This window comes from Vibrio sp. D3 (assembly GCF_043995865.1).
Lineage (GTDB): Bacteria > Pseudomonadota > Gammaproteobacteria > Enterobacterales > Vibrionaceae > Vibrio > Vibrio diabolicus.
The window spans coordinates 2,442,806-2,464,342 of the sequence record NZ_CP171887.1 but is presented as its reverse complement, the minus strand read 5'-3'; the positions used below and the strand labels follow the sequence as shown (position 1 = coordinate 2,464,342).

Annotated in this window: 15 protein-coding genes; 5 read left to right on the top strand and 10 right to left on the bottom strand. The window is 46.0% G+C overall.

Going from position 1 to position 21,537, the window contains the following annotated elements; all coding sequences use genetic code 11:
- Positions 1–57 precede the first annotated feature (57 nt).
- Positions 58–609 carry a gamma-glutamylcyclotransferase family protein gene (locus tag ACHFJ9_RS19370; protein WP_395355990.1) on the bottom strand — a complete coding sequence of 184 codons (552 nt, stop codon included), beginning with the start codon at positions 607–609 and terminating at the stop codon, positions 58–60.
- A 184-nt stretch (positions 610–793) separates the two neighbouring features.
- Here ACHFJ9_RS19370 and ACHFJ9_RS19365 point away from each other — a divergent pair, with 184 nt between their 5' ends.
- Positions 794–1,978: an NnrS family protein gene (locus ACHFJ9_RS19365; RefSeq protein WP_256956182.1), complete on the top strand. Its 1,185-nt coding sequence runs from the start codon at positions 794–796 to the stop codon at positions 1,976–1,978.
- A gap of 79 nt (positions 1,979–2,057) precedes the next feature.
- Here the strand turns inward: ACHFJ9_RS19365 and ACHFJ9_RS19360 are convergent, their stop codons facing one another.
- From ACHFJ9_RS19360 to ACHFJ9_RS19340, 5 genes are all read right to left on the bottom strand, one after another.
- Positions 2,058–3,011: a CorA family divalent cation transporter gene (locus ACHFJ9_RS19360; protein WP_395355988.1), complete on the bottom strand. Its 954-nt coding sequence runs from the start codon at positions 3,009–3,011 to the stop codon at positions 2,058–2,060.
- Between the two features lie 283 nt (positions 3,012–3,294).
- On the bottom strand, positions 3,295–4,854 hold the full coding sequence (gene glpD, locus ACHFJ9_RS19355) for a glycerol-3-phosphate dehydrogenase (protein WP_167426288.1): 1,560 nt from the start codon (positions 4,852–4,854) through the stop codon (positions 3,295–3,297).
- 176 nt (positions 4,855–5,030) lie between these two features.
- Positions 5,031–5,822: a DeoR/GlpR family transcriptional regulator gene (locus ACHFJ9_RS19350; protein ID WP_006742414.1), complete on the bottom strand. Its 792-nt coding sequence runs from the start codon at positions 5,820–5,822 to the stop codon at positions 5,031–5,033.
- Between the two features lie 158 nt (positions 5,823–5,980).
- Positions 5,981–7,498, bottom strand: coding sequence for a glycerol kinase GlpK (gene glpK, locus ACHFJ9_RS19345; RefSeq protein ID WP_006742415.1), 1,518 nt, complete (start codon positions 7,496–7,498; stop codon positions 5,981–5,983).
- 59 nt (positions 7,499–7,557) lie between these two features.
- On the bottom strand, positions 7,558–8,412 hold the full coding sequence (locus ACHFJ9_RS19340) for an MIP/aquaporin family protein (protein WP_395355984.1): 855 nt from the start codon (positions 8,410–8,412) through the stop codon (positions 7,558–7,560).
- An 897-nt stretch (positions 8,413–9,309) separates the two neighbouring features.
- On the opposite strand from ACHFJ9_RS19340, the gene glpT reads away from it, so the two are divergent.
- Entirely contained in the window at positions 9,310–10,674 is a 1,365-nt protein-coding gene (gene glpT / locus ACHFJ9_RS19335; protein ID WP_006742417.1) for a glycerol-3-phosphate transporter, read from the top strand.
- A gap of 56 nt (positions 10,675–10,730) precedes the next feature.
- Entirely contained in the window at positions 10,731–11,786 is a 1,056-nt protein-coding gene (gene glpQ / locus ACHFJ9_RS19330; protein ID WP_068864588.1) for a glycerophosphodiester phosphodiesterase, read from the top strand.
- A 70-nt stretch (positions 11,787–11,856) separates the two neighbouring features.
- Here the strand turns inward: glpQ and dapD are convergent, their stop codons facing one another.
- The 3 genes from dapD to ACHFJ9_RS19315 form a co-directional block, all read right to left on the bottom strand.
- Positions 11,857–12,888: a 2,3,4,5-tetrahydropyridine-2,6-dicarboxylate N-succinyltransferase gene (gene dapD, locus ACHFJ9_RS19325; protein ID WP_068864586.1), complete on the bottom strand. Its 1,032-nt coding sequence runs from the start codon at positions 12,886–12,888 to the stop codon at positions 11,857–11,859.
- A 329-nt stretch (positions 12,889–13,217) separates the two neighbouring features.
- On the bottom strand, positions 13,218–13,514 hold the full coding sequence (locus ACHFJ9_RS19320) for a YebG family protein (RefSeq protein ID WP_041852896.1): 297 nt from the start codon (positions 13,512–13,514) through the stop codon (positions 13,218–13,220).
- A 128-nt stretch (positions 13,515–13,642) separates the two neighbouring features.
- A complete protein-coding gene (locus ACHFJ9_RS19315; protein ID WP_395355981.1) occupies positions 13,643–14,569 on the bottom strand; it encodes a LysR family transcriptional regulator in 927 nt (308 codons plus the stop codon).
- A gap of 109 nt (positions 14,570–14,678) precedes the next feature.
- On the opposite strand from ACHFJ9_RS19315, the gene ACHFJ9_RS19310 reads away from it, so the two are divergent.
- Positions 14,679–15,653, top strand: coding sequence for a TDT family transporter (locus ACHFJ9_RS19310; protein WP_031853663.1), 975 nt, complete (start codon positions 14,679–14,681; stop codon positions 15,651–15,653).
- Between the two features lie 75 nt (positions 15,654–15,728).
- Here the strand turns inward: ACHFJ9_RS19310 and ACHFJ9_RS19305 are convergent, their stop codons facing one another.
- A complete protein-coding gene (locus tag ACHFJ9_RS19305; protein ID WP_395355979.1) occupies positions 15,729–17,552 on the bottom strand; it encodes a DUF3413 domain-containing protein in 1,824 nt (607 codons plus the stop codon).
- A 252-nt stretch (positions 17,553–17,804) separates the two neighbouring features.
- Here ACHFJ9_RS19305 and recC point away from each other — a divergent pair, with 252 nt between their 5' ends.
- Positions 17,805–21,296, top strand: a complete 3,492-nt coding sequence (gene recC, locus ACHFJ9_RS19300; protein WP_395355977.1) for an exodeoxyribonuclease V subunit gamma — start codon at positions 17,805–17,807, stop codon at positions 21,294–21,296.
- Positions 21,297–21,537: the final 241 nt, after the last annotated feature.

Below are 21,537 nucleotides of genomic sequence, written 5' to 3'. Positions count from 1 at the left end.
TCGCTCTATTGTAAAAACAGCTCTTAGTTTAGAGCTGTTTTTACAGATGGGATTGAGCTACGAATTTTGGGCAATCAGATTATCAATCAACTCGTAATGATGCTCTTGCACGCCTGCAAGGTTGCCATATTTAGGTTGGTGGCGGTCATTTTCTTTTGCGTGTTGCCAGCCAATGGTGTGACGCACAAAATGCTCTGCAAACGCATGAGATACTTCTAAGCAACCTGCTAGCACGGTATCGACATAGCTTTGCATGATTGGGCTTTTTACGCACGGTGGTAATGGCTCGTCTTTTACGTAAACCCAGATGCTATGTTCTTGGTTAAAGTTCGCGTCCGATTCGATTTGATCTGGCTGAATTTGAATACGATGATAACCATGCTCACGGCGATCGAATTCTGCGAGAGCTTCTTCATTCACTTCGAGTAAAACGCCGTTGACCTGCCCATCGCCTTGGTTCACAACCAGAGGAGACAGAGTATAGCTGTCATCAATCTTTCCCCAGTAGCGCACCAGTCCATGAGCAATGACGGGAATGGCTTCTCCCGTTTGTCCGGTTAACTTACGTGACGCAGAATTAATCAAACTGCCATAGCCAAATATGTACATTGTCGTTGCATCCCTTAACTGATGGTTGTGTCTCTCACCGTTTATACCTAACCCGCCTCTGAAGCACAACTTTACCTCTTAAGTATAATCTTAACTATTAACATGTATTTTCTATGCATGTTTATGGTAGCATCAATATTGTAGTTGAGTTAACCAGCATCAAGAGACGCTTGAGGGCAAGATAATGCTGAATATCACCGATAAAAAAGTGGAAGAAAAAATCCCCGCATGGCTGCGATTAGGCTTTCGGCCGTTTTTTCTGTTTGGGTCGATTTACGCCATTGTTGCGATCGCGTTGTGGGTGTGGATGTTCCAGAGCGGACAGCCAAACGCATTAACTGTACCGGCATTATGGTGGCACGTTCATGAAATGTTGTTCGGCTTTTCGATGGCGATTGTGGTTGGTTTTGTACTGACCGCGGTACAAAACTGGACTGGCATTAATGGCACCAAGCATTACACGCTTTTGATCTTATTTGGCTTGTGGTTGGCACCTAGAATATTGCTCTGGACGCCAGCGCCGTTATGGTTAACCAGCAGCATTGAAGCGGTATTTTTGTTGTTTGTTGCCTATGAGGTAGGCATTCGTGTTTATCGAGCCAAAGGTTGGCGTAATCTGTTTTTTGTGCCGCTGTTTCTTTTGGCCATTTTTGCTAACTTTGCAAGCTACGCAACAATAAAAGGCATGCCGCCGTTTAGCTCTTCTGCTGTATGGCAGGCGATGTTGTGGTGGTTTACGCTGTTATTGTCGGTCATGGGCGGACGTGTGATTCCATTCTTTACTGCGCGTCGATTTAATTTCGAAAAAGCGCAACCACTGGCTTGGTTAGAATGGTTCGCGAACTTGCCGTTGGTAATGCTATTTGTGCTGAGCTTTTTCCCTGTGACGTTTGCAGAATTAGGCAATCCGTTGATGCTGTTTGCAGGAGTTGCTCAGTTGGTGCGTTTTGTTCGTTGGAAACCTTGGTTAACCCTGAGCGAGCCTTTAGTGTGGTCGCTGCATACTGCGTATTTGTGTTTGCCACTAAGCTTAATTTTACGAGGTGCTTGGGGAGACGCATTTGCCAGCCATAACCTGATTCACCTGTTTGCGATAGGTGCATTAGGCGGTTTGATTTTGGCGATGATCGCACGCGTGACGATGGGACATACTGGTCGCATGATCTACAAAGGTCCGAACATGAGCCTCGCGTTTGCGGCGATTACCGCGGCAGCTTTGGTTCGCAGTTTTGCCGTGATATTTGATCCTGCCAATATGATGCTGTGGATTAACATCAGTGGCGGATTGTGGATTGTCGCATTTGGCCTGTTTGTTTGGCGCTTTGGCGTGATGCTTATTACCCCTCGCGTTGATGGTCATCCCGGATAGGGCTCTAATGTGAGTAGAGAAAAGAGGAGCCACGCGCTCCTCTTTCTCTTTTGATTTTTGTTCTTTATAGGATTAGTGCTTATTCGTCTTCGTCGTCCGCTTTATTCGTGAACCCCAAGCGTTTGAATAGCCACCACTCTAGAGCAAAAATCACAATTAAAGCGATACAGAACCAGGTGAACGCCATGGCAGATTCCACGCCTGGCATACCGCCAATGTTGATGCCAAGCAAACCTGTAAGGAAGCTGGTTGGCAAGAAAATAGTCGCCACTAAGGTAAATAGATAACTGTTTTTATTAGTTTTCTCGTCACGATGATGTTTGATTTCTTCTTGAAAGAGTGCGACTTCTCCAAGATAAAACTCAAGTGTTTCATTTATGCGCGTAATATTATTGTGGGCGAAGCGATATTGATGGGGCCTTAAAGCCACCAACTCGGACTCTGATTCAACGAGATCACGAATAGCATATTGCTGAGGGCGAATAAAACGTTTGATGGAGATAAGCGCTTTTTGAGTCGCCATATGCTTGTACGTCGATTCATCATTCACATCAAACTGGTTTAACGTCTCTTCAATCGTATCGAGGTAAACGTCTATTTTGCTATTTAATCCTTCAATAATCTGATGAAGTAAACCAGCAAGGCTTTTCGGACCTTTATGTTCCGCCAATGCTTGACGAATTTCCATGATGGCACGCGATGGGATCTTACGTGTTGAAATCAGTGCCCCTTGAAAATAGAGAATTCGAATACTGAGCATGTCTTCTGGTGAAGCATCGCCATTCATATTGACGCCTCGTAAAATCAACATGAAGTTCTCGTCATCCAAAGGGTGGAAAGACGGTCGGCTCTCGTCGGCTAACAGGTGAGCAACAGTGGCACGTGGTACTTGGTTTTGCTCTAGCCAGCCACGAATATCGGGATGCAGCCGTTCACAATGGTACCAATGTTTGGCTTGAATCTGCTCCGCCGTTGTGGATTGCTGAGTTGCTTCTGGGGTTGAAAAATCCCAATGTTCAATCATAAAACCCATTTTCTTTTCCTTGTCTGAGCCTTTCCCCAAATAACTCGGAAAGAGCCTGTTCTTCCACTGCATTTTTTCCGGGAAGTGCATCAGTGATAACGTTCTGAACCCAGCGCCATGAAGTTATTCAGGGATAATTATTTAAATGAGTATGATTGCATTTAACGCTTAATGTCTATGAATAGTTGCTCTTATTTGTAATCAAGTGAAGCAAGCCAAAGTGTGGTGTAAAAACAGCAAAATAAAAAAGCCTGCAGCGAGGCAGGCTTTCTAGTGGGGTGGAGAGGAGCAGTTAGCCAACTTGAGAAAGATTAACCACTTTCTGTTGTAGCTTTTCTTTTAAATAGTCCGATAAAGCCTGCTTTTCTTCATCGTTCATGTACAGACCAAGTTTGGTACGACGCCACAAAATGTCTTCATCGGTCATTGCCATTTCATGGTTCATTAAGTAGTCGATCTCACGTTGGTAAACACCGCCGGCTTGCGATGAGAACGCGTGTCCAAGGTCAGCTTCGCTTGCTGTGCCTTCCATTAAGTTCCACGTTTGGGTACCAAATTGTGTCACGTAACGAAGAATCAATGCTTCTGGCGCCCAAGCGTATTTAGCATGAATTTGTTTAGCTAATTGTTCACGACTACAGCTGAAGTTACCACCAGGTAGGGTTTGATTTGCCGTCCAGTCGCTTCCCATCTCTGGTAGGAAAGGAGCCAGCTTTTTCATTGCCGCTTCACCCAGCTTACGGTAGGTCGTCAGCTTACCACCAAAGACAGAAAGCAGAGGTGCATGGTCGTATTCCGCATCGAGTTCTAGCGTGTAGTCTCGTGTGATCGCTTGCGGAGAGTCAGATTCATCGTCACATAAAGGACGAACACCGCTGTATGTCCAAACCACATCTTCGCGAGTCAGCTGGTGGACAAAGTGTTGGTTTACGATGTCGATGAGGTAATCGACTTCGTCATCTGAGATTGCCACTTCGCGTGGGTCACCTTTGTATTCCACATCTGTTGTACCAATGATTGAGAACTTATCTAAGTAAGGAATCATAAATACGATGCGGTTGTCTTTGTTTTGAAGAATGTAGGCTTGCGGTTCGTTGTGGATACGAGGAACAACGATGTGCGAGCCTTTGATTAAGCGAATGTTACGAGGAGAGGCTTGCTCTAATCCATCATCAAAGAACTGTTTTACCCAAGGGCCAGCTGCGTTTACTAGTGCTTTTGCTTTGCGTTCGAAACGTTGGTCTGTCATCACGTCATGAATTGTGACATGCCAGATACCACCTTCACGGTGTGCTTTTTCTACGCGGCAGTAGTTACGTACTTCTGCATGGTTTTCACGAGCAGCCAGAACGTTAAGTAATACTAAACGCGCGTCATCAACCCAACAGTCAGAGTATTCGAAACCGGTTTTCATTTCTGGTTTTAGCAAGCCCGATTTCGCTAAGTTGACGGTTTTGCTGCCTGGCAGAGTCGTACGTTTACCCAAGTTATCGTAAAGGAACAGACCACAGCGAATCATCCAAGCTGGGCGTAGGAATGGGCGATGAGGCAAACGGAAACGCATTGGTAGGGCAACGTGAGGTGCTTTGCGAAGAATAACTTCACGTTCTGCGAGCGCTTCCGAAACCAAACGAAACTCGTAGTGTTCAAGGTAGCGTAAACCGCCGTGGATCAGTTTAGAACTTGCCGAAGAAGTAGCGGACGCGAAGTCACTTGCTTCGTATAAGCCAACACTCAAACCGCGGCCAGCTGCGTCTGCCGCAATACCAGCCCCGTTAATGCCGCCACCAATTACGATCAAGTCTAAGGTAGTGGATGAGCTAGTAGTGGAAGCATTTTTTTGTATACTCATAAATTTGACCTCTTGGTGAGCGAACGAGCATTTTAGAACATGATCTAATCCTAGCTTAGGTTTCGTTTGTGATCATCTATTATTTTCGTTTGTGAGCGTTTTGTGTGATTTAGGCACAAAAAAACCTCTGCCTAATTAAGACAGAGGTCATTTGAGAGGCAAATTAATGATTGAAACTACTCGTTTTCGAAGTTTGTCTCGTTCGCTTCAACGACTTCAAGTGGAATTGAAGCTTCTTTTAAAATCGACAAGATTTCTTCTGGTGGCTGCTTGTTGGTAAAGATCATGTTGAGCTGAGCGATATTGCCTAGCTTCACCATGGCATTGCGCCCGAACTTGGTGTGGTCGACGGCAAGAAATACACTGCGGCTGTTGTCGATGATCGCTTGTTTGACTCTTACTTCGTGATAATCAAAATCCAGCAGTGAACCATCAAAGTCGATACCACTGATGCCAAGAATGCCAAAGTCGAGACGGAACTGTTTAACGAAGTCGAGAGTGGCTTCTCCAACAATGCCGCCATCGCGACTTCGAACTTCACCGCCAGCTAAGATGACTTTGATCTCTGGGTTGGGGAAGAGAATGGTTGCCACGTTGATATTGTTGGTAACCACGCGTAGCTGTTTATGGTTTTTATTGAGCGCTCGCGCAACCGCTTCTGGTGTGGTGCCGATATCAATAAATAGAGTCGCGCCATCAGGAATGTGCTTGACCACCTCGTCTGCAATGACATCTTTTTCATTGAAGTTGAGCGCTTTACGCGTGTTGTAAGATGTGTTTTCAGAACTGAGAGGGATGGTTGCACCACCGTGATAACGACGAATTTTGTTGTCGTCGGCGAGTTCATTAAGATCGCGTCGGATGGTTTGTGGGCTGACATTGAATCTTTCTACCAACTCATCCGTGCTGACATAGCCTTGTTTTTTCACCAACTCAACAATCTGTTGGTGTCGAGGTATTTGCTTCACTTACCACTCCCTTGTGCATTGGTAACGGCCAATGCTTCAAATTCGAAGCTCTATTGTGCTCGAATTTGCGCGTTGTGAGAAGTAAGCGAGTTCAGGAATCAGGGGCAAAGCGCAAAAAGAGCGCACAAATGGCGCTCTTTTTTCGTATGGAGGTGAGATTAATCTTCTTCGTCGTGAAGCTCAGACCAGGTTTGCGCACATTTCACTGCGCGTTTCCAACCCTTGTAACGACGATTGCGCTTTTCTTCATCATCGTGCGGCTCAAACGTGCGATCAAGCACCGCTTTATTTTGCAACTCGTCAATGCTGTCCCAGTAACCCACGGCAAGGCCTGCAAGGTAGGCAGCACCAAGAGCCGTCACTTCTGTTACTTGAGGGCGGTGTACTTCTGTATTCAATACATCGGATTGGAACTGCATTAGGAAGTTGTTCGCTACCGCTCCGCCATCGACGCGAAGATTCGCAAGTTTAATACCTGAGTCGGCTTGCATCGCATCCAGTACGTCACGAGTTTGGTAAGCGATACCTTCCAAAGTCGCACGGATAATGTGGTTTGAGTTCACGCCGCGAGTAAGGCCGACAATCGTGCCACGTGCGTAGGCATCCCAGTATGGTGCGCCTAAACCAGTAAAGGCAGGCACGACATAAACGCCGTTTGAGGTATCCACTTTGGTTGCGAAGTATTCAGAGTCTTCTGCACCGTTTAGGATTTTTAATTCATCACGTAGCCATTGGATAGAAGCACCACCCATGAATACGGCACCTTCAAGTGCATAAGCAGGCTCACCTTTCGGACCACAAGCCAAAGTTGTCAGTAGGCCGTGCGTCGAAGTGACTTTTTCTTGGCCCGTATTCATTAGCAAGAAACAACCCGTGCCGTAAGTGTTTTTCGCCTGACCCGCTTCAACACACATTTGGCCGTAAAGCGCAGCTTGTTGGTCACCAGCAATACCAGAAATAGGAATACGAGTACCGCCTTTACCACCAATGTTGGTCTTACCGTAAACTTCCGATGAACGTTTTACTTCTGGCATCATAGATGCTGGGATACCAAGCTCATCTAACATTTTCTGATCCCAACATAGATCGTTGATGTTAAATAGCATGGTACGCGATGCGTTAGTGTAGTCGGTCACGTGAACGCGGCCTTGAGTCATCTTCCAAACTAACCAAGTATCGACGGTACCGAACAACAGCTTGCCTGCTTCTGCGTCTTCGCGCGCGCCTTCAACGTTGTCCAGAATCCATTTCACTTTGGTACCTGAGAAGTAAGGGTCAAGCACCAAACCTGTGTTGTCACGTACGTAGTTTTCTAGACCACGCGCTTTTAAATCTTCACAGATGTCAGCAGTACGGCGACATTGCCATACGATCGCATTGTAAACGGGTTTGCCTGTTTCTTTATTCCAGACGATGGTGGTTTCACGCTGGTTAGTAATACCGATAGCCGCCAATTGGTCGCTACGGATGCCAGACTTAGCTAGAGCTTCTACCAACGTAGAGCTTTGTGTTGCCCAGATTTCCATTGGGTCATGTTCTACCCAACCTGCCTCTGGATAAATCTGAGTAAATTCGCGCTGTGCGACGCTTACGATGTTCGCGTCATGATCAAGAATTACTGCGCGAGAGCTTGTCGTACCTTGGTCTAGGGCAACAATGTATTTTTGCTCAGTCATGGTAAGAATCCTTTTGTTTCGTTATTTATATTTTAGTAAATGTTCGAGTTGCGTCAGTTTTAAGCTCTAGCTTCTTCTGTTTCTTCTTCCGTCTCACATTGGTTTGGAATTGTACAGCCGTGGCCTTGTTGTGGAAGGTAAGCCGCAATCGCTTTTGGATACAACCAACCACCAAAACACGCACCTGCAATCGGAGCAAGTAAAGGCACGATAAAGTAAGGAATGTCTTTAGCACCTGTCAGAGCGTAATCCCAGCCTGCGAAGTAAGCGAACAGTTTCGGTCCAAAGTCGCGCGCAGGGTTCATCGCGAAGCCAGTTAGTGGACCAAGAGAACCACCGATCACGGCAATCAAAATACCGATTAACAGTGGGTTCATTGCACCTCGTGCAGCGCCGTTATTTTCATCGCCCAAAGCCAAAATCGCAAACATCAGCACGGCAGTGATAACGAATTCCACAGCAAAAGCGCCAAAGAAAGAGAGGGAAGCATGTGGATAGGTTGAGAAGATACCAGCGGTTGCTATTGCATCTTGGCTACTGCGGACGAAGTTATGTGCGATTTCGTAGTCGGTGAAAAGGTTGCTGTATAAGCTGTAAACCAACGCAGCAGAGCAGAATGCGCCAAGCATTTGGGCGATGATGTATGGCACCACTTTCGCCTTATCAAAACCATGGAACATAGCGAGTGCGATGGTTACCGCTGGGTTGATGTGCGCGCCTGAAACGCCGGCAGTACAGTAAATAGCGATGGCGACACCTAGGCCCCATACAATACTGATTTCCCATTGTCCAAATGATGCGCCTGTTAGAACTAAGGCTGCGACACAGCCTACGCCGAAGAAGATAAGTAGTCCTGTACCGATAAACTCGGCCAAACATTCTCCGAGCAGAGAGGGGTGTTTGTTCGTTGTCATGTTAAAAGTCCTTTGATCATTTTTGCCTGTCTAGCACGATACTATTGTGCACATATAAACGTTTGCGAAAACAAACGCGCGTTAAAAATGAGCGTTTGAGCATAAAATTGTTAATCAAAGTCTTCGTTTTTGTTAAATGGCGCATCTTTTAATCGAAAAAGAAAACAACGAAAAGAACTTCTTTGCTACGAAGTGTGTTTTGGAAGCGCTCAAATTACCGATGTGAAAAAGAATGCACAACTGGTAAGAGGAGTTTTGTGAAGCTGCTACGTGCTTGGGGATTTATTACTCAGATTTTGCGTAGTAATTAACCCTAAAGAGGTAAGGCGAGGTCAAGTACATCAAGGACTAGCGGTGATATAAGAAAATGCGTTGCTATGTTTATATCTCGAGAGGAACTTGTTATCCAAATTAGTGTTGATTATGAAAATGGAGAGGAAAATAAACGCGGTTTATGTCTTGTGTTCGTGAATCACCGTCTAGGTTTGAGTTCAGATAACATTAGTTTTGTTATTTCGTTTGATACTAAGCGCGAACATTTTTCATCTTTTTAGTTATTTAGTTGTGTCGCCTAACAAGGATGGATGTGAAACACCCTTTTTACGGTTAATTTGTGTTCTTATTCGAGCCTTTGTTTCATTGGTTTCGAATTGGAATGCTCAAATGAGAGGTTGAAACATCAGTTTCATATTAACTAATTATGAGTAAAGTTGAACGATGGTCTAATTAATGCGCTCTAATTTACTGTATTTACTTATATTTAATTCATGTGCAACATTTGTCACAGAAATAAAATCCTAACTCAATACAATTCATGAACTTTCGAACGAAGATTTTATTTGTTTCGTTCGCTCCTTTTGTGTTTTTTACCATCGCATACAAAATAATGAGGTTCCTATGTTTGGAATATTCAAACCTAAGGCGCACATTGATCGTCTGTCCCCAGGCAGTATCGATAGCACCTACTCTCGCCTCCGTTGGCAACTCTTTATCGGTATATTTGTTGGCTACGCCGGTTACTATCTGGTTCGTAAAAACTTCAGTTTGGCGATGCCTTATCTTATCGAGCAAGGCTTTAGCCGCGGTGACTTAGGTGTCGCGCTGGCAGCTGTTTCCATTGCATATGGTCTCTCTAAATTTCTAATGGGCAGCGTATCTGACCGTTCCAACCCTCGCTATTTCCTTAGTGGCGGCCTACTGATGTCTGCATTAGTGATGTTTTGCTTTGGCTTTATGCCATGGGCGACTGGCAGCGTCACTGCGATGTTCATTTTGCTTTTCTTGAACGGTTGGTTCCAAGGCATGGGGTGGCCCGCATGTGGACGAACCATGGTGCACTGGTGGTCACGTAAAGAGCGTGGTGAGATCGTTTCGGTTTGGAACGTGGCACACAACGTGGGTGGCGGTTTGATTGGTCCACTATTTATTCTTGGCCTGTGGGCATTTAACGATGATTGGCGCACTGCATTTTATGTTCCTGCATTTTTCGCCACGTTGGTTGCTGTGTTTGTTTGGATGACGGTTCGCGATACGCCTCAATCTTGTGGTTTGCCACCGATCGAAGAGTATAAAGACGATTATCCTGATGACTATGACAAGTCGCACGAACAAGAAATGACAGCCAAGGAAATCTTCTTTAAGTATGTATTCAACAACAAGCTGCTTTGGTCGATTGCAATTGCAAACGCATTTGTTTACCTAATTCGCTACGGCGTACTGGACTGGGCACCTGTTTATCTAAAAGAAGCGAAGGATTTCTCGGTAGATAAATCGTCATGGGCTTACTTCTTATACGAATGGGCCGGCATTCCAGGCACATTATTGTGTGGTTGGATTTCAGACAAATTGTTCAAAGGTCGTCGTGCACCTGCTGGCATCTTATTTATGGTGTTAGTGACCGTTGCAGTGATGGTTTACTGGTTTAACCCTGCTGGTAACCCAATGGTGGACATGATGGCGCTGATTGCAATTGGCTTCCTAATCTATGGTCCGGTTATGCTGATTGGCTTGTACGCACTTGAACTCGCTCCGAAGAAAGCCGCCGGTACTGCTGCTGGTCTTACTGGTTTATTTGGATACTTAGGTGGTGCGGTGGCTGCAAACGCGATTCTTGGCTACACGGTAGACCACTTTGGCTGGGATGGTGGCTTTATCATCTTAGTGGGTTCTTGTATTACTTCTATTGTGTGTTTGATGTACGCCTTCTTAGGTGAGCGTGCGCACCACGAGCAAAAAGAGCGCGAAAAGGAAGCGCTAGCGTAATATTTATTTAAAGAGGCAGTGGAATACTGCCTCTTCGCTTTATCAAGGAAATAACAATGAAAACAAAGTCAGTATGTCTTACTTTTTTAGCACTTAGCCTCTCAGCTGGTGCGATTGCGAAACCGCTTGTAATTGCACACCGTGGCGCATCGGGTTACTTGCCTGAGCACACGCTAGAGGCAAAAGCGCTTGCTTACGCAATGAAACCTGACTACATAGAGCAAGATGTGGTAATGACGAAAGACGACCAGTTGGTCGTGTTGCATGACCATTATCTAGATCGTGTAACGGATGTTGCGGAGCGTTTTCCTGATCGCGCACGCAAAGACGGTCGCTACTACGCGATTGATTTCACACTGGCGGAAATCAAATCGCTGCGAGTAACTGAAGGCTTTAATATCGATGATAAAGGTAATAAGGTCGCTGGTTATCCGACACGATTCCCAATGTGGAAATCGGATTTTACCGTGCCGACGTTTGCTGAAGAGATTGAGCTGATCCAAGGACTTAACAAGACGTTGGGTTACGACATCGGTATTTACCCAGAAATTAAAGCGCCTTGGTTCCATCGTCATGAAGGTAAGGACATTTCTAAAGCGGTGCTTAAAGTCTTGAAGCAGTACGGTTACGACTCGCAAGACGACAAAGTTTACCTGCAGTGTTTTGATGCGAACGAACTGCAACGCATTAACAGTGAGTTGATGCCCGCAATGGACATGGATTTAAAGCTCGTTCAGCTCATGGCTTACACCGATTGGAACGAAACTATGGTGTACAAAGGCGATACAGCAACGCCATACAGCTATGATTGGATGTTCGAAGCCGACGGCATGAAGAAAGTGGCGAGTTACGCCGAAGGTATTGGACCTTGGAAGCCGATGCTGGTGGATGATAAGTCAACCAAAGACAACATCATCATTAAGCCGTTGATGAAGGCTGCAAAAGACGCTGGCTTGCAAGTGCATCCATACACGTTCCGTGCCGATCCAGGACGTATTCCTGCGTACACGGACAGCTTTGAAGGCATGATGGATGTGTACTACAACCAAGTGAAAGTGGATGGTTTGTTTACTGATTTCCCAGATAAAGCAGTCAGCTTTTTAAATCAGTAATCACGCATTTTGCTGTAAGCTAAAAAATCCCCCAACAGTTTCCTGCTGGGGGATTTTTCTTAACTATTTATTAGTTGTTTTTATGCAATTCGCTGTTCAGTTCAACTGCGCTCTTGTTTGCAAGGCACTCGATTTGACCAGTTACAGAGTTACGACGGAACAGTAGGTCAGAAACACCAGCAAGGTCGCGTGCTTTCACCACTTCGACTTCTTGACCTTCAGAATCTAGCATGAGTACTTTAGAGCCAGCGGTTACGTACAGACCTGATTCGATAGTACAACGGTCACCCATTGGGAAGCCAAGACCTGCGTTTGCGCCTAGTAGAGAGTTTTCACCGATGGAAACCACCACTTTACCGCCGCCAGATAGTGTACCCATGATAGATGCACCGCCACCGATGTCTGAACCGTTACCAACAACCACACCCGCAGAGATACGACCTTCAACCATGCTCACGCCAGTAGTACCCGCGTTGAAGTTAATGAAGCCTTCGTGCATTACCGTTGTGCCTTCGCCAACGTGTGCACCAAGACGTACGCGAGAAGTATCTGCGATACGAACGCCAGTTGGAACCACGTAGTCCACCATTTTAGGGAACTTGTCTACGCAATCTACGCTTAGCGTACGGCCAGCTAGGCGAGCTTCGATTTGACGCTCAGCCAGCTCAGGTAGGTCGATTGGGCCTTCGTTAGTCCATGCGATGTTGTGTAGTAGACCGAAGATGCCATCCAGTACTGTGCCGTGTGGCTTAACTAGACGGTTAGAGATAAGTTGAAGTTTTAGGAAGCCTTCAGCAACAGATTGTGGCTGTTCATCCGTAGCTAGAATAACCAGTACAAGCGGCTGTGCTGATTCTGCTGCTTTGGTTGCGAAAGATGCGTTTGCTGCATCGCCGTTTGCTTCGAAAGCCGCCGCAAGTTCTGCGCTTTGTGCAGCAGAGATCTCGATAGCTTGGTTGCCTTGTTCGTAACCTGCTACTGCTGCTAGTGCGTTAACAAGTGTGTCGCTTGGGTTAAGAACTGGGTTTGGAAAAAACGCTTCAATGATTTTGCCATCGCGGTTTTTAGTCGCTGTACCAAAGGCTAGAGAAAAGAAAGCCATAGTTGATCTCCATGTGTTGAGTCTTGTGTCTCGTCTGTTCACTGACAAGAAATAATTAAGTTGTCAGCCATCATAATGAGAGTGCTAGGGAGTTTAAAGAGGGGAAATAGATAAAGTCTGTAGATGGATACCTTTTGTCTTTTGGGAGATATGTCTGTCTGATGAGAAATGTGGTTGTGAGGTGGTCAATTAGCAGGTGTTTGTTGAAATGAAAGAAGGCGATTTGTCGTATCTGTGCTCGAAAGAAAGGGCGATCTTTCCATGATGATGTGTGCCTTCAGATATAAAAAACGCCACATGATGCGGCGTTTCTTTAACAAATGAGAGGCTTATGCAGCGTCTTCTTGCTTGTCTTCTTCTACAGATTCAAGCTTCTTTGCTTTCTTTGGTGCCGGTTTGCGTTTTGCACCCAGTGCGTAAAGCACTTCTTCTTTGTTTTGAGCGAGGTACATCGCAAGATCTTCTTGCTTACCTTCGTCTTCTAGAAGTTCACTTTTACCTAGCAGCGTGAATAGTTCGTCTGCCATGTCTAGCATTTTATCGTATGCGTCAGCTTCCGCTTTAGAGGTAAAAGTCATTTTCTCTTCTCCATTGCGTTCTACCACGTACTTGACGATTACAGCCATGGTTGGTCCCCTAACTTGGTGTATTGATACTGGCTTTTTATACAGTTTTTGACCAGTTAAGTCTAGCGACAAGCCTAAGAATGAGAGACACGTACAACTAACTGACCAGCATTTAAACTATCTCCGTTTCACTTGGAGGGCGTATTCTCTAGATAAAGATTATTTGGTCGTTCCCAATCTTGGCAAAATTCGATAAACGTTTTGAGCAATGGGCTTTGATATTTCTCTTTATGAACCAGTAACCAGAAGCGACGTTTCATATCTAAAGGCATGTCGAGCAGTTGCACGCGACCGTCACGAATAGCAGGTTCAGCAGACAAGCGTGACAAGCAGCCCAAGCCTAACCCCGCCGATACTGAGTTGATCAACGCTTCGGTGGTATTGAGCTGAAAAGCTTCATGCCAATGTTCCAAGCGCGGCGCGACAACGCGCATAAAAAATTCGCGTGAACCAGACCCCGCCTCTCGTAATATCCATTCGCTGTTTTCTAGCTCGGTTAAGTTTACTGGCCCTTTGTTCGCGGCTGGGTAATCGGGCGTGCAAATCACGCACATTTCATCTTCGCTAAACTGGGTGGACTGCAATTCAGGGTGAAGTGTTTTGCCCTCAATGAGGGCTATATCTAACTCGTAATCGGTCAGCATGTCGCAGATTTGTGCGGAGTTAGAAATGAACAGACTTTGAGAACGATGGTTCGTTTGTTGACGAAATTCGCTAAGCAAATAGGGCGCGACTTGGTTGCCAATGGTGTCGCTGGCACCAATGCGAAGTTGGCCCGATAGCGCTTGGTCACCATCGAAAATGCTCTCGATGTCTTTGGCTCGGTTGAGTAATTCATCCGCCAGTGGCAGCAGTTTTTGACCTTCTTGGTTCAAAATTAGTCGGTTATTAACACGATCAAACAAGTGATGGCCGATCTGCTTTTCTAATTCTGAGAGTGCCATGCTCACTGCCGCTTTCGATAAAAAGAGACTATCAGAAGCTGCTGTGAGCGTTTTGTGCTGCGTGATCGTCGTAAACACTTTCAGTTGTTTAAGAGAAATGTGACTTGCCATACCCCACCGTTAAGTAATTTTGAACGTTTGTTTTAAATAATTAGATATATCAGAACGAAGTGCAAGCGTATTATACGCTCCATCAAGAGTGAGTCTGGTTGAGGTCATCATGATTCAAAGAACAAAAGCAAAAGTAATGGGAGCCCCAACTCCAATGGCGGGTTTGGCTCTTGGTATTGCAAGCTTGGGCTGGAGTTGGGAGAACTTCGCCGAATTACATGGCTACGGACAGTGGATTAGTGCGGGTATCGCGAGCGTATTGTTGGCTATATTGGCAACCAAGTTTTTGCTACATAACCATCTATTGAGAGAAGATCTTGCTCATCCGGTTGTGGGTAGCGTGGTTCCGACATTTGCGATGGGCACTATGGTGGTATCGAACTCTCTCGGCCATTTTTACCCATTGGCTGGTGATGTGCTTTGGCTGATTGCGGTGGTTCTGCACATCGTGTTCTTGGTGAGCTTTGTTTACCATCGCGCCAAAGATTTTGAATTGCACCACATGGTTCCTAGTTGGTTTGTACCGCCGGTGGGTATCATCGTTGCGGATGTGTCTTTCTCTGGCAACCCGATGTTAGCGCCAGTGGCACAAGGTGCATTAATGTTTGGTATGGTGGCGTACGCGATCATGTTGCCGATGATGATTTACCGTTTCATGTTTACCCATGAAATTCCGGATGCAGCGAAACCAACAATGGCAATCATGGCAGCGCCAGCAAGCCTATCATTAGCTGGGTACTTAACGGTCACTGCGACACCATCACCAGTGATCATCGCTATGCTATTTGGTATCGCGGTATTGATGACAGCCATCATTTACCTCGCATTCTTTAAATTGCTTAGACTGCCATTTAGCCCTGGCTATGCGGCGTTCACTTTCCCGATGGTGATCGGTGCGACGGCGCTGTTTAAAATGGCGAATTGGATGGAGTTGCAAGGATTGGCTGCGCACTATGTTCAACAAGTGCGAGGCTTAGCTGGTCTTGAGTTGATTGTGGCAACATTTGTTGTCTCTTATGTGGCCTTACAATACATCAACAACTTATTGATTCAGCCACGCTTGATGCACGCTCATCACGCTTAAATAGCAGATAGGGAAAAGCCTCTTGGTCTTACAACCAAGAGGCTTTTTTATTTCAATCGGCGTCGATGTTGGACGCTAGCCTTTTTTGTAAAATCGCGACATCTCATCCAGAGAATGACGAATGATATCGACAGGAACTTTCTGTTCTTTCTCGATTTTTAACTGGCGATTCAGTTGCTGAGAGTGCCCGCCAGGGTTGACCACAAGCATCAGTTCTTTGCCGACCAATGCATAGTTGTAGTAGCTGCCAGCAATATACCAATCGCGAGGGGCAGAACTATCAAACAAGTTATGACCAACGCTGTATGAACTCGTTGTGCCTTGAACGTCAAACAGCGTATTCATCATGGTTGGCACGACGTCAAAATGGGTCGTGCGGTAATCAATTTGCTCTGGTTGACGATTTGGCATGTACACGTAAAGAGGCACATGCACTTGTACGTCACTGTAGTTACCCGTGTGGCCCCAATAGTTCATCTTATGGTCATTAAACTCTTCACCATGATCAGATGAAATCACCACAATGGTATTGTCTAAGTCGACGTTTTTCAGCACATCACCAATCAAGCTATCGATGTAGTACAACGAGTTCTTGTATCGATTGTGGTAAAGCGAAGCGTCAAAATCGTTGTTGAGCAAAATGTGGTCAACGCGTTCCCAGTATGGTTTGAATTTCGCAAATTCAGGTTCAGGAAACACCGTGCCGTGGGCGGCATCGTAGAACAGAAAACCAAAGTACGGCTTGTCGCTGTCCTGCTTTTGGAACTCGATGAACTTGTCTGTGATCTGCTGATCGCGCTCGACGGCCGTTTCCCCACTTTGTTTCAAGGTCAAGTCCGACACTTTTTTGAATACCGTGCGAGAAAGTGGCGGGCTGGTGAGCGGTGCCGAGCCAAAAATGCCCATGCGGTAGCCTTCTGCTTGCAGCGTATCCATAAAAACAGGAGAGCGTTGGCTTGCGTAAAAGCTTTCCCAGTAGGTCGCTGGCAAGCTGTAAAACAGGCTGAAAATACCCGCTTGAGTTGAGTTGCCGCCGCTCATGTGTTGTGTGAAATTCACTGTCTTTTCGGCGAACTTGCTGACATTTGGCATGATTTCCGGCGTCGCATCACTGTAGCGCCACGCGTCAACCAAGATAAACAAAACATTGGGCTGTTTCTCTTTGCTTTGCACTTGAATCGGCGCAAGCGGGTAGTTGAGTGAGCTACGTTCAATGTTGGTTAACTCTACGCGGTTCTTCGATGCAATGTTCTCATCCACTAGGTCGTGTTTGTAAATAAATTTACGGGCCGTCAGCGGGTAGTAAAGTGGCCAGTTATTCGAAAACTGACTGACTTCATCGTCGTAAAGCGCGTTTTTGTACGCATGAATCATCTGTGTACTGAGCAATACAACAAACCAGACGCCGATCAAAACGAACTTAGCTCGGCTTTGTGCCAGTTTATTACTTACCCAAACGGTACAGGCGAGCCCGATCACCAGAACGGCAACTTCACTGACGAAGATAAGCCAACTCATCCAAGAAATATCGAAGACATCACCACCACCTTCGAAAAACATACGGATTAATAGGGCGTTGATGTGAAGTTTGTATTGCTGAAAAACGAGGATATCGACTTTAAACATGATCAATAGACAGATCGCGATAGCGATCACGATGCCTTTGAATGCTCGATTCGGTAGAAAAGAGAGCAATAAACTCAACAACATAAATGGAAGAGCGATCAAGCCCAGCCAGCCATATTGAGTCGAAACTAAATAGTAACCTTGCAACAAGGTTAGTGGTTCATTCTGATTGTTAGACAACACAAAAGGATAACAAGCGATCGACAGATACACTGCAAAGCAAGCAAAAAAAGCAATCAGCCAAGCGCTGTTGGAAGACAGTTTGCGAAACATACTTTTTGTTTGTTTATAAATTATGGGTAGTGGGAGTATAAAACAGTGTTTTTTATTATGGAATAGTTGAGACGAATGTCACATTTTGTATGGAAGTGTCAGACTTGATTGACATGTGAAAATTAAGAAGATTCATACTCTATTTGAGTGATATATAACCTTTTGTTTTTTCCGAACGCGAGATCACTGCGGGTTTAAATGGGGCTGTGCTAAGCTAGCTAACAGTTTCAATCGGCGCTCGGTATTCCCAATTTGTTTACTGTTTATCATTCCAACCAAGTTGACGTTCTCAAATCACTCCTTGTCGAACTGATTCGAATCAGTCCGCTGGAAAACCCGTTCGAAAAAGAACAAATTCTGGTTCAAAGTCCGGGCATGTCCCAGTGGCTAAAAATGGAATTGGCCAAAGAGTTTGGTGTTGCCGCGAACATTGATTTTCCGCTTCCTGCTACCTTCATTTGGGATATGTTTACGCAGGTGTTGCCAGACGTGCCAAAACGCAGTGCGTTTAACAAAGAAGCGATGACGTGGAAGTTGATGCATCTGCTTCCGGGGCTTCTCAACCAAGAGGTGTTTTCGCCGTTAGCGCAGTACCTCAAAGATGACAGTGACCACTCTAAGCTGTATCAGCTGGCTGAGAAAATTGCCGATATTTTCGATGGTTACTTGGTGTATCGTCCGGAATGGATCGCAAGTTGGGAAGCTGGGCTGAGTGTGCCAGAGCTGGAAGATGAGCATCCGTGGCAGCCGATCCTATGGCAAGCGTTGTACGATCACACTGTGTCATTAGGACAGTCTCCATATCACCGTGCCAACCTTTATGAGCACTTTATCGACACATTAGCGAGTTTTAACGGCAATTTTGACCATTTACCCAAGCGTTTGTTTGTTTTTGGTATTTCTTCGTTGCCGCCTCGCTATATGGATGCGCTAAAAGCAATTGGTGAACACATCGACGTGCATCTGATGTTCACCAACCCGTGTCGTTATTACTGGGGTGAAGTTCGAGATCGCAAATATCTGGCTCGTTTGGCGGCGAAACATCGTCAGCACGTTGTGTGGCAGGACGATCACTCGGAAGTGCAAGGTGAAACTGAGCAACTAAAAGGTTCATTGGAAGATAATGTGATCGATGAGCTGCACACCGATGTGGTCGGAAACAGTCTGTTGGCGTCCATGGGTAAACTCGGGCGTGACAATATGTATCTGTTGTCTCAGCTGGAGTCTCATGAAATTGAAGCGTTTGTTGATGTTGAGCGCGACAGTCTGCTCCATCAATTGCAAGCGGATATTCTCAATCTTGAAGAACATCAAGATGACCAACAGATTGAAAACAGTCATCACAAACAAGTGGTTCGCTTGGGTGATAAATCACTCAGCCTGCACGCTTGCCACAGCCCGATGCGTGAAGTGGAAGTGCTGCATGATCAACTATTGGCGATGTTCGATGCTGACCCAACGTTAAAACCGCGCGATATTATCGTGATGGTCGCGGACATCAACGCTTACAGCCCTGCGATTCAGGCGGTCTTTGGTAACGCACCGGGTGAGCGTTTTATTCCCTATTCGATTTCTGACCGAACCGCCGATCAAGAGAGCCCAATTCTGGCCGCATTTATGCAGTTGGTGAACTTACCCAATACGCGCTGTTTGGCATCAGAACTACTCGAACTTCTGGAAACTCCGGCGATATTAAAGCGTTTTGAACTCAGCGAAGATGATTTCTTACAAGCTAAACAATGGGTTGAGGAATCGGGAATTCGCTGGGGGTTGGATGCCAATACCGGACGCGAATTTGAACTGCCGGAAACCCGTCAAAACACATGGCAATTTGGTATTCAACGCATGTTGCTTGGCTACGCGATGCCAGAATCCGCAGGTTTGTTTGAAACCGAGCAAGGCAGTTTGTCTCCGTACAACGAAGTGCAAGGCATGGGCGCAGAGCTTGCGGGCAAGTTGGCACACTTTATCCAACAAATTAGCACTTATCGAAGCAAACTTTCTCATGTTCAGACTATTGATAGTTGGCGAGAGACATTAGTTTCACTGCTGGATGACTTCTTCTCGGTTGAGTTAGAAGGTGAAATGGCGCTCAAATCCATTCGAGATACGCTCAGCCAACTCAAAGAGCAATTAGCTGATGCCGCATTTGATGATGCGTTATCGCCGTCGATCATCAGCCAATACCTTCAAAACAAATTATCTGGCACACGAGTCAGCCAGCGCTTCCTTGCTGGTCAAGTGAACTTCTGTACCTTGATGCCGATGCGCTCTATTCCGTTTAGAACCGTTTGTCTACTGGGGATGAATGACGGCGTGTACCCACGCTCCATGCCGCCAGAAGGCTTTGACTTGATGACGGGAAGAGCCAAGCCGGGCGACCGTTCGCGCCGAGATGATGACCGTTACCTATTCCTCGAAGCAATGCTATCGGCACAGCAAACGCTGTACATCAGTTATGTTGGCCGTTCAATCCAAGACAACACCGAGCGAGTGCCCTCGGTATTGGTTTCTGAGCTGATGGAATACTGCCACCAAAACTATTGTTTAAGTGGTGATGAAGCGTTGCCCGTTGATGAGTCTGGCGACAACTTATTAAATGCGTTGGTGAATACCCACGCCATGGTGCCGTTTAGCCCAAGTGCGTTCCAAGGCACGCACGCCAGTTACGCGAAAGAGTGGATTCCAGCGGCATTGACTCAAAGTAGTCAATCGCAAGGCTATGTTCGTCGTGATTTTAATCGTGCATTAGACGACTATCTGTTAGGAGCGACGTTCCCACTTGAGCTCGACTTAGTCGAGTTGCAACGTTTCTGGCGCTTACCGGTGCAGTATTTTTTCAATCGTCGCTTAAAAGTAATCTTTGAACCACCACTACCAGTGATGGAAGACGATGAACCCTTTGTTTTAGGTGGTTTGGAAAGCTATCAAATGCGTGATGAGCTGTTAGAAACCTTACTTGAAACGACATTGACGCAGCCAGAGAAAAAAGCAGAGGTGCTTAAACACTTTATGAGTCAACAGCGCGCGCAAGGCAAACTGCCGGTGGGGGCGTTTGGTGATATCGAATTTGAAACCAACCGAGTTCAGGCGGAAGAGCTGGTGGATAAACTGGCGTTTTTATCTGGTGCGCCTCAAGACGATTTGGAAATCGACCTGACGTTTGATTCCTTGTTTGAGCGAAATGAAGGCGAAGAGAAAAACGTTCGCCTAACAGGTTGGCTAACTCAATGCTACCAATCCGGTTTGATTCGCTATCGAAGCGGTAAGATTCGATCGCAGGATTACCTTGCTGCGTGGATCGATCACCTTGCTATGTCGGCGTCGGGTCATGCTAAGAAAACCCATCTGATTGGCTACGATCGTAAAGAAGGCGCGCTGCATTTGATCTACCCAGAAATTACCGATGCGCAGTATGCCAAACAGCTACTGACTGAATTAGTTCGCTTGTTCTTCGAGGGTATGACTAAGCCTTTACCTTATTTCCCGAAAACGGCGTTGGCTTGTGTTGAAGCGGGCTTTAGCCGCGGTCAGTGGGTCGATGACGAAGAGAAATCTTTGAAGAAAATGACTGACGCATTCAATGATGGCTTCATGAGTCCGGGCGAAGGCAATAACGCGTACATCTCTCGAATTTGGCCTGCTTGGAATGATGAGTTGGCCTCAGAAGTTCGTTTGCTGACAGCATTAGTTCTGCAAGGTGCGCGTTTAGCGGTTCAAGACGCCGATGACGTAAAAGCGTAATAAAGACAGTTGGATAAAGAGAAGGAAGAGTAGGGTGGCCGCCAGAAAATCATTATTTTTTGTAGGGCGTTCGCTGTACGGCCACAAGGTCAGAGGGACCATGATACTTTTGTTTAATTCATTTGAGTTGTGCCGCCAAAAAGGTTTGGCTTATCTCGTGGGGCGCATACTAACGGTACGTCTTATGGATAACCGTGAGAAAGATCTCACAAAGCTCTAAATTATCCAACTTGTTAAACAT

Excerpts from the sequence above, each read along its gene's own strand:
- ACHFJ9_RS19370 (WP_395355990.1), bottom strand. The coding sequence starts at position 609 with ATGTACATATTTGGCTATGGCAGTTTGATTAATTCTGCGTCACGTAAG.
- ACHFJ9_RS19365 (WP_256956182.1), top strand. The coding sequence starts at position 794 with ATGCTGAATATCACCGATAAAAAAGTGGAAGAAAAAATCCCCGCATGG.
- ACHFJ9_RS19360 (WP_395355988.1), bottom strand. The coding sequence starts at position 3,011 with ATGGGTTTTATGATTGAACATTGGGATTTTTCAACCCCAGAAGCAACT.
- glpD (WP_167426288.1), bottom strand. The coding sequence starts at position 4,854 with ATGAGTATACAAAAAAATGCTTCCACTACTAGCTCATCCACTACCTTA.
- glpK (WP_006742415.1), bottom strand. The coding sequence starts at position 7,498 with ATGACTGAGCAAAAATACATTGTTGCCCTAGACCAAGGTACGACAAGC.
- ACHFJ9_RS19340 (WP_395355984.1), bottom strand. The coding sequence starts at position 8,412 with ATGACAACGAACAAACACCCCTCTCTGCTCGGAGAATGTTTGGCCGAG.
- glpT (WP_006742417.1), top strand. The coding sequence starts at position 9,310 with ATGTTTGGAATATTCAAACCTAAGGCGCACATTGATCGTCTGTCCCCA.
- glpQ (WP_068864588.1), top strand. The coding sequence starts at position 10,731 with ATGAAAACAAAGTCAGTATGTCTTACTTTTTTAGCACTTAGCCTCTCA.
- dapD (WP_068864586.1), bottom strand. The coding sequence starts at position 12,888 with ATGGCTTTCTTTTCTCTAGCCTTTGGTACAGCGACTAAAAACCGCGAT.
- ACHFJ9_RS19320 (WP_041852896.1), bottom strand. The coding sequence starts at position 13,514 with ATGGCTGTAATCGTCAAGTACGTGGTAGAACGCAATGGAGAAGAGAAA.
- ACHFJ9_RS19315 (WP_395355981.1), bottom strand. The coding sequence starts at position 14,569 with ATGGCAAGTCACATTTCTCTTAAACAACTGAAAGTGTTTACGACGATC.
- ACHFJ9_RS19310 (WP_031853663.1), top strand. The coding sequence starts at position 14,679 with ATGATTCAAAGAACAAAAGCAAAAGTAATGGGAGCCCCAACTCCAATG.
- ACHFJ9_RS19305 (WP_395355979.1), bottom strand. The coding sequence starts at position 17,552 with ATGTTTCGCAAACTGTCTTCCAACAGCGCTTGGCTGATTGCTTTTTTT.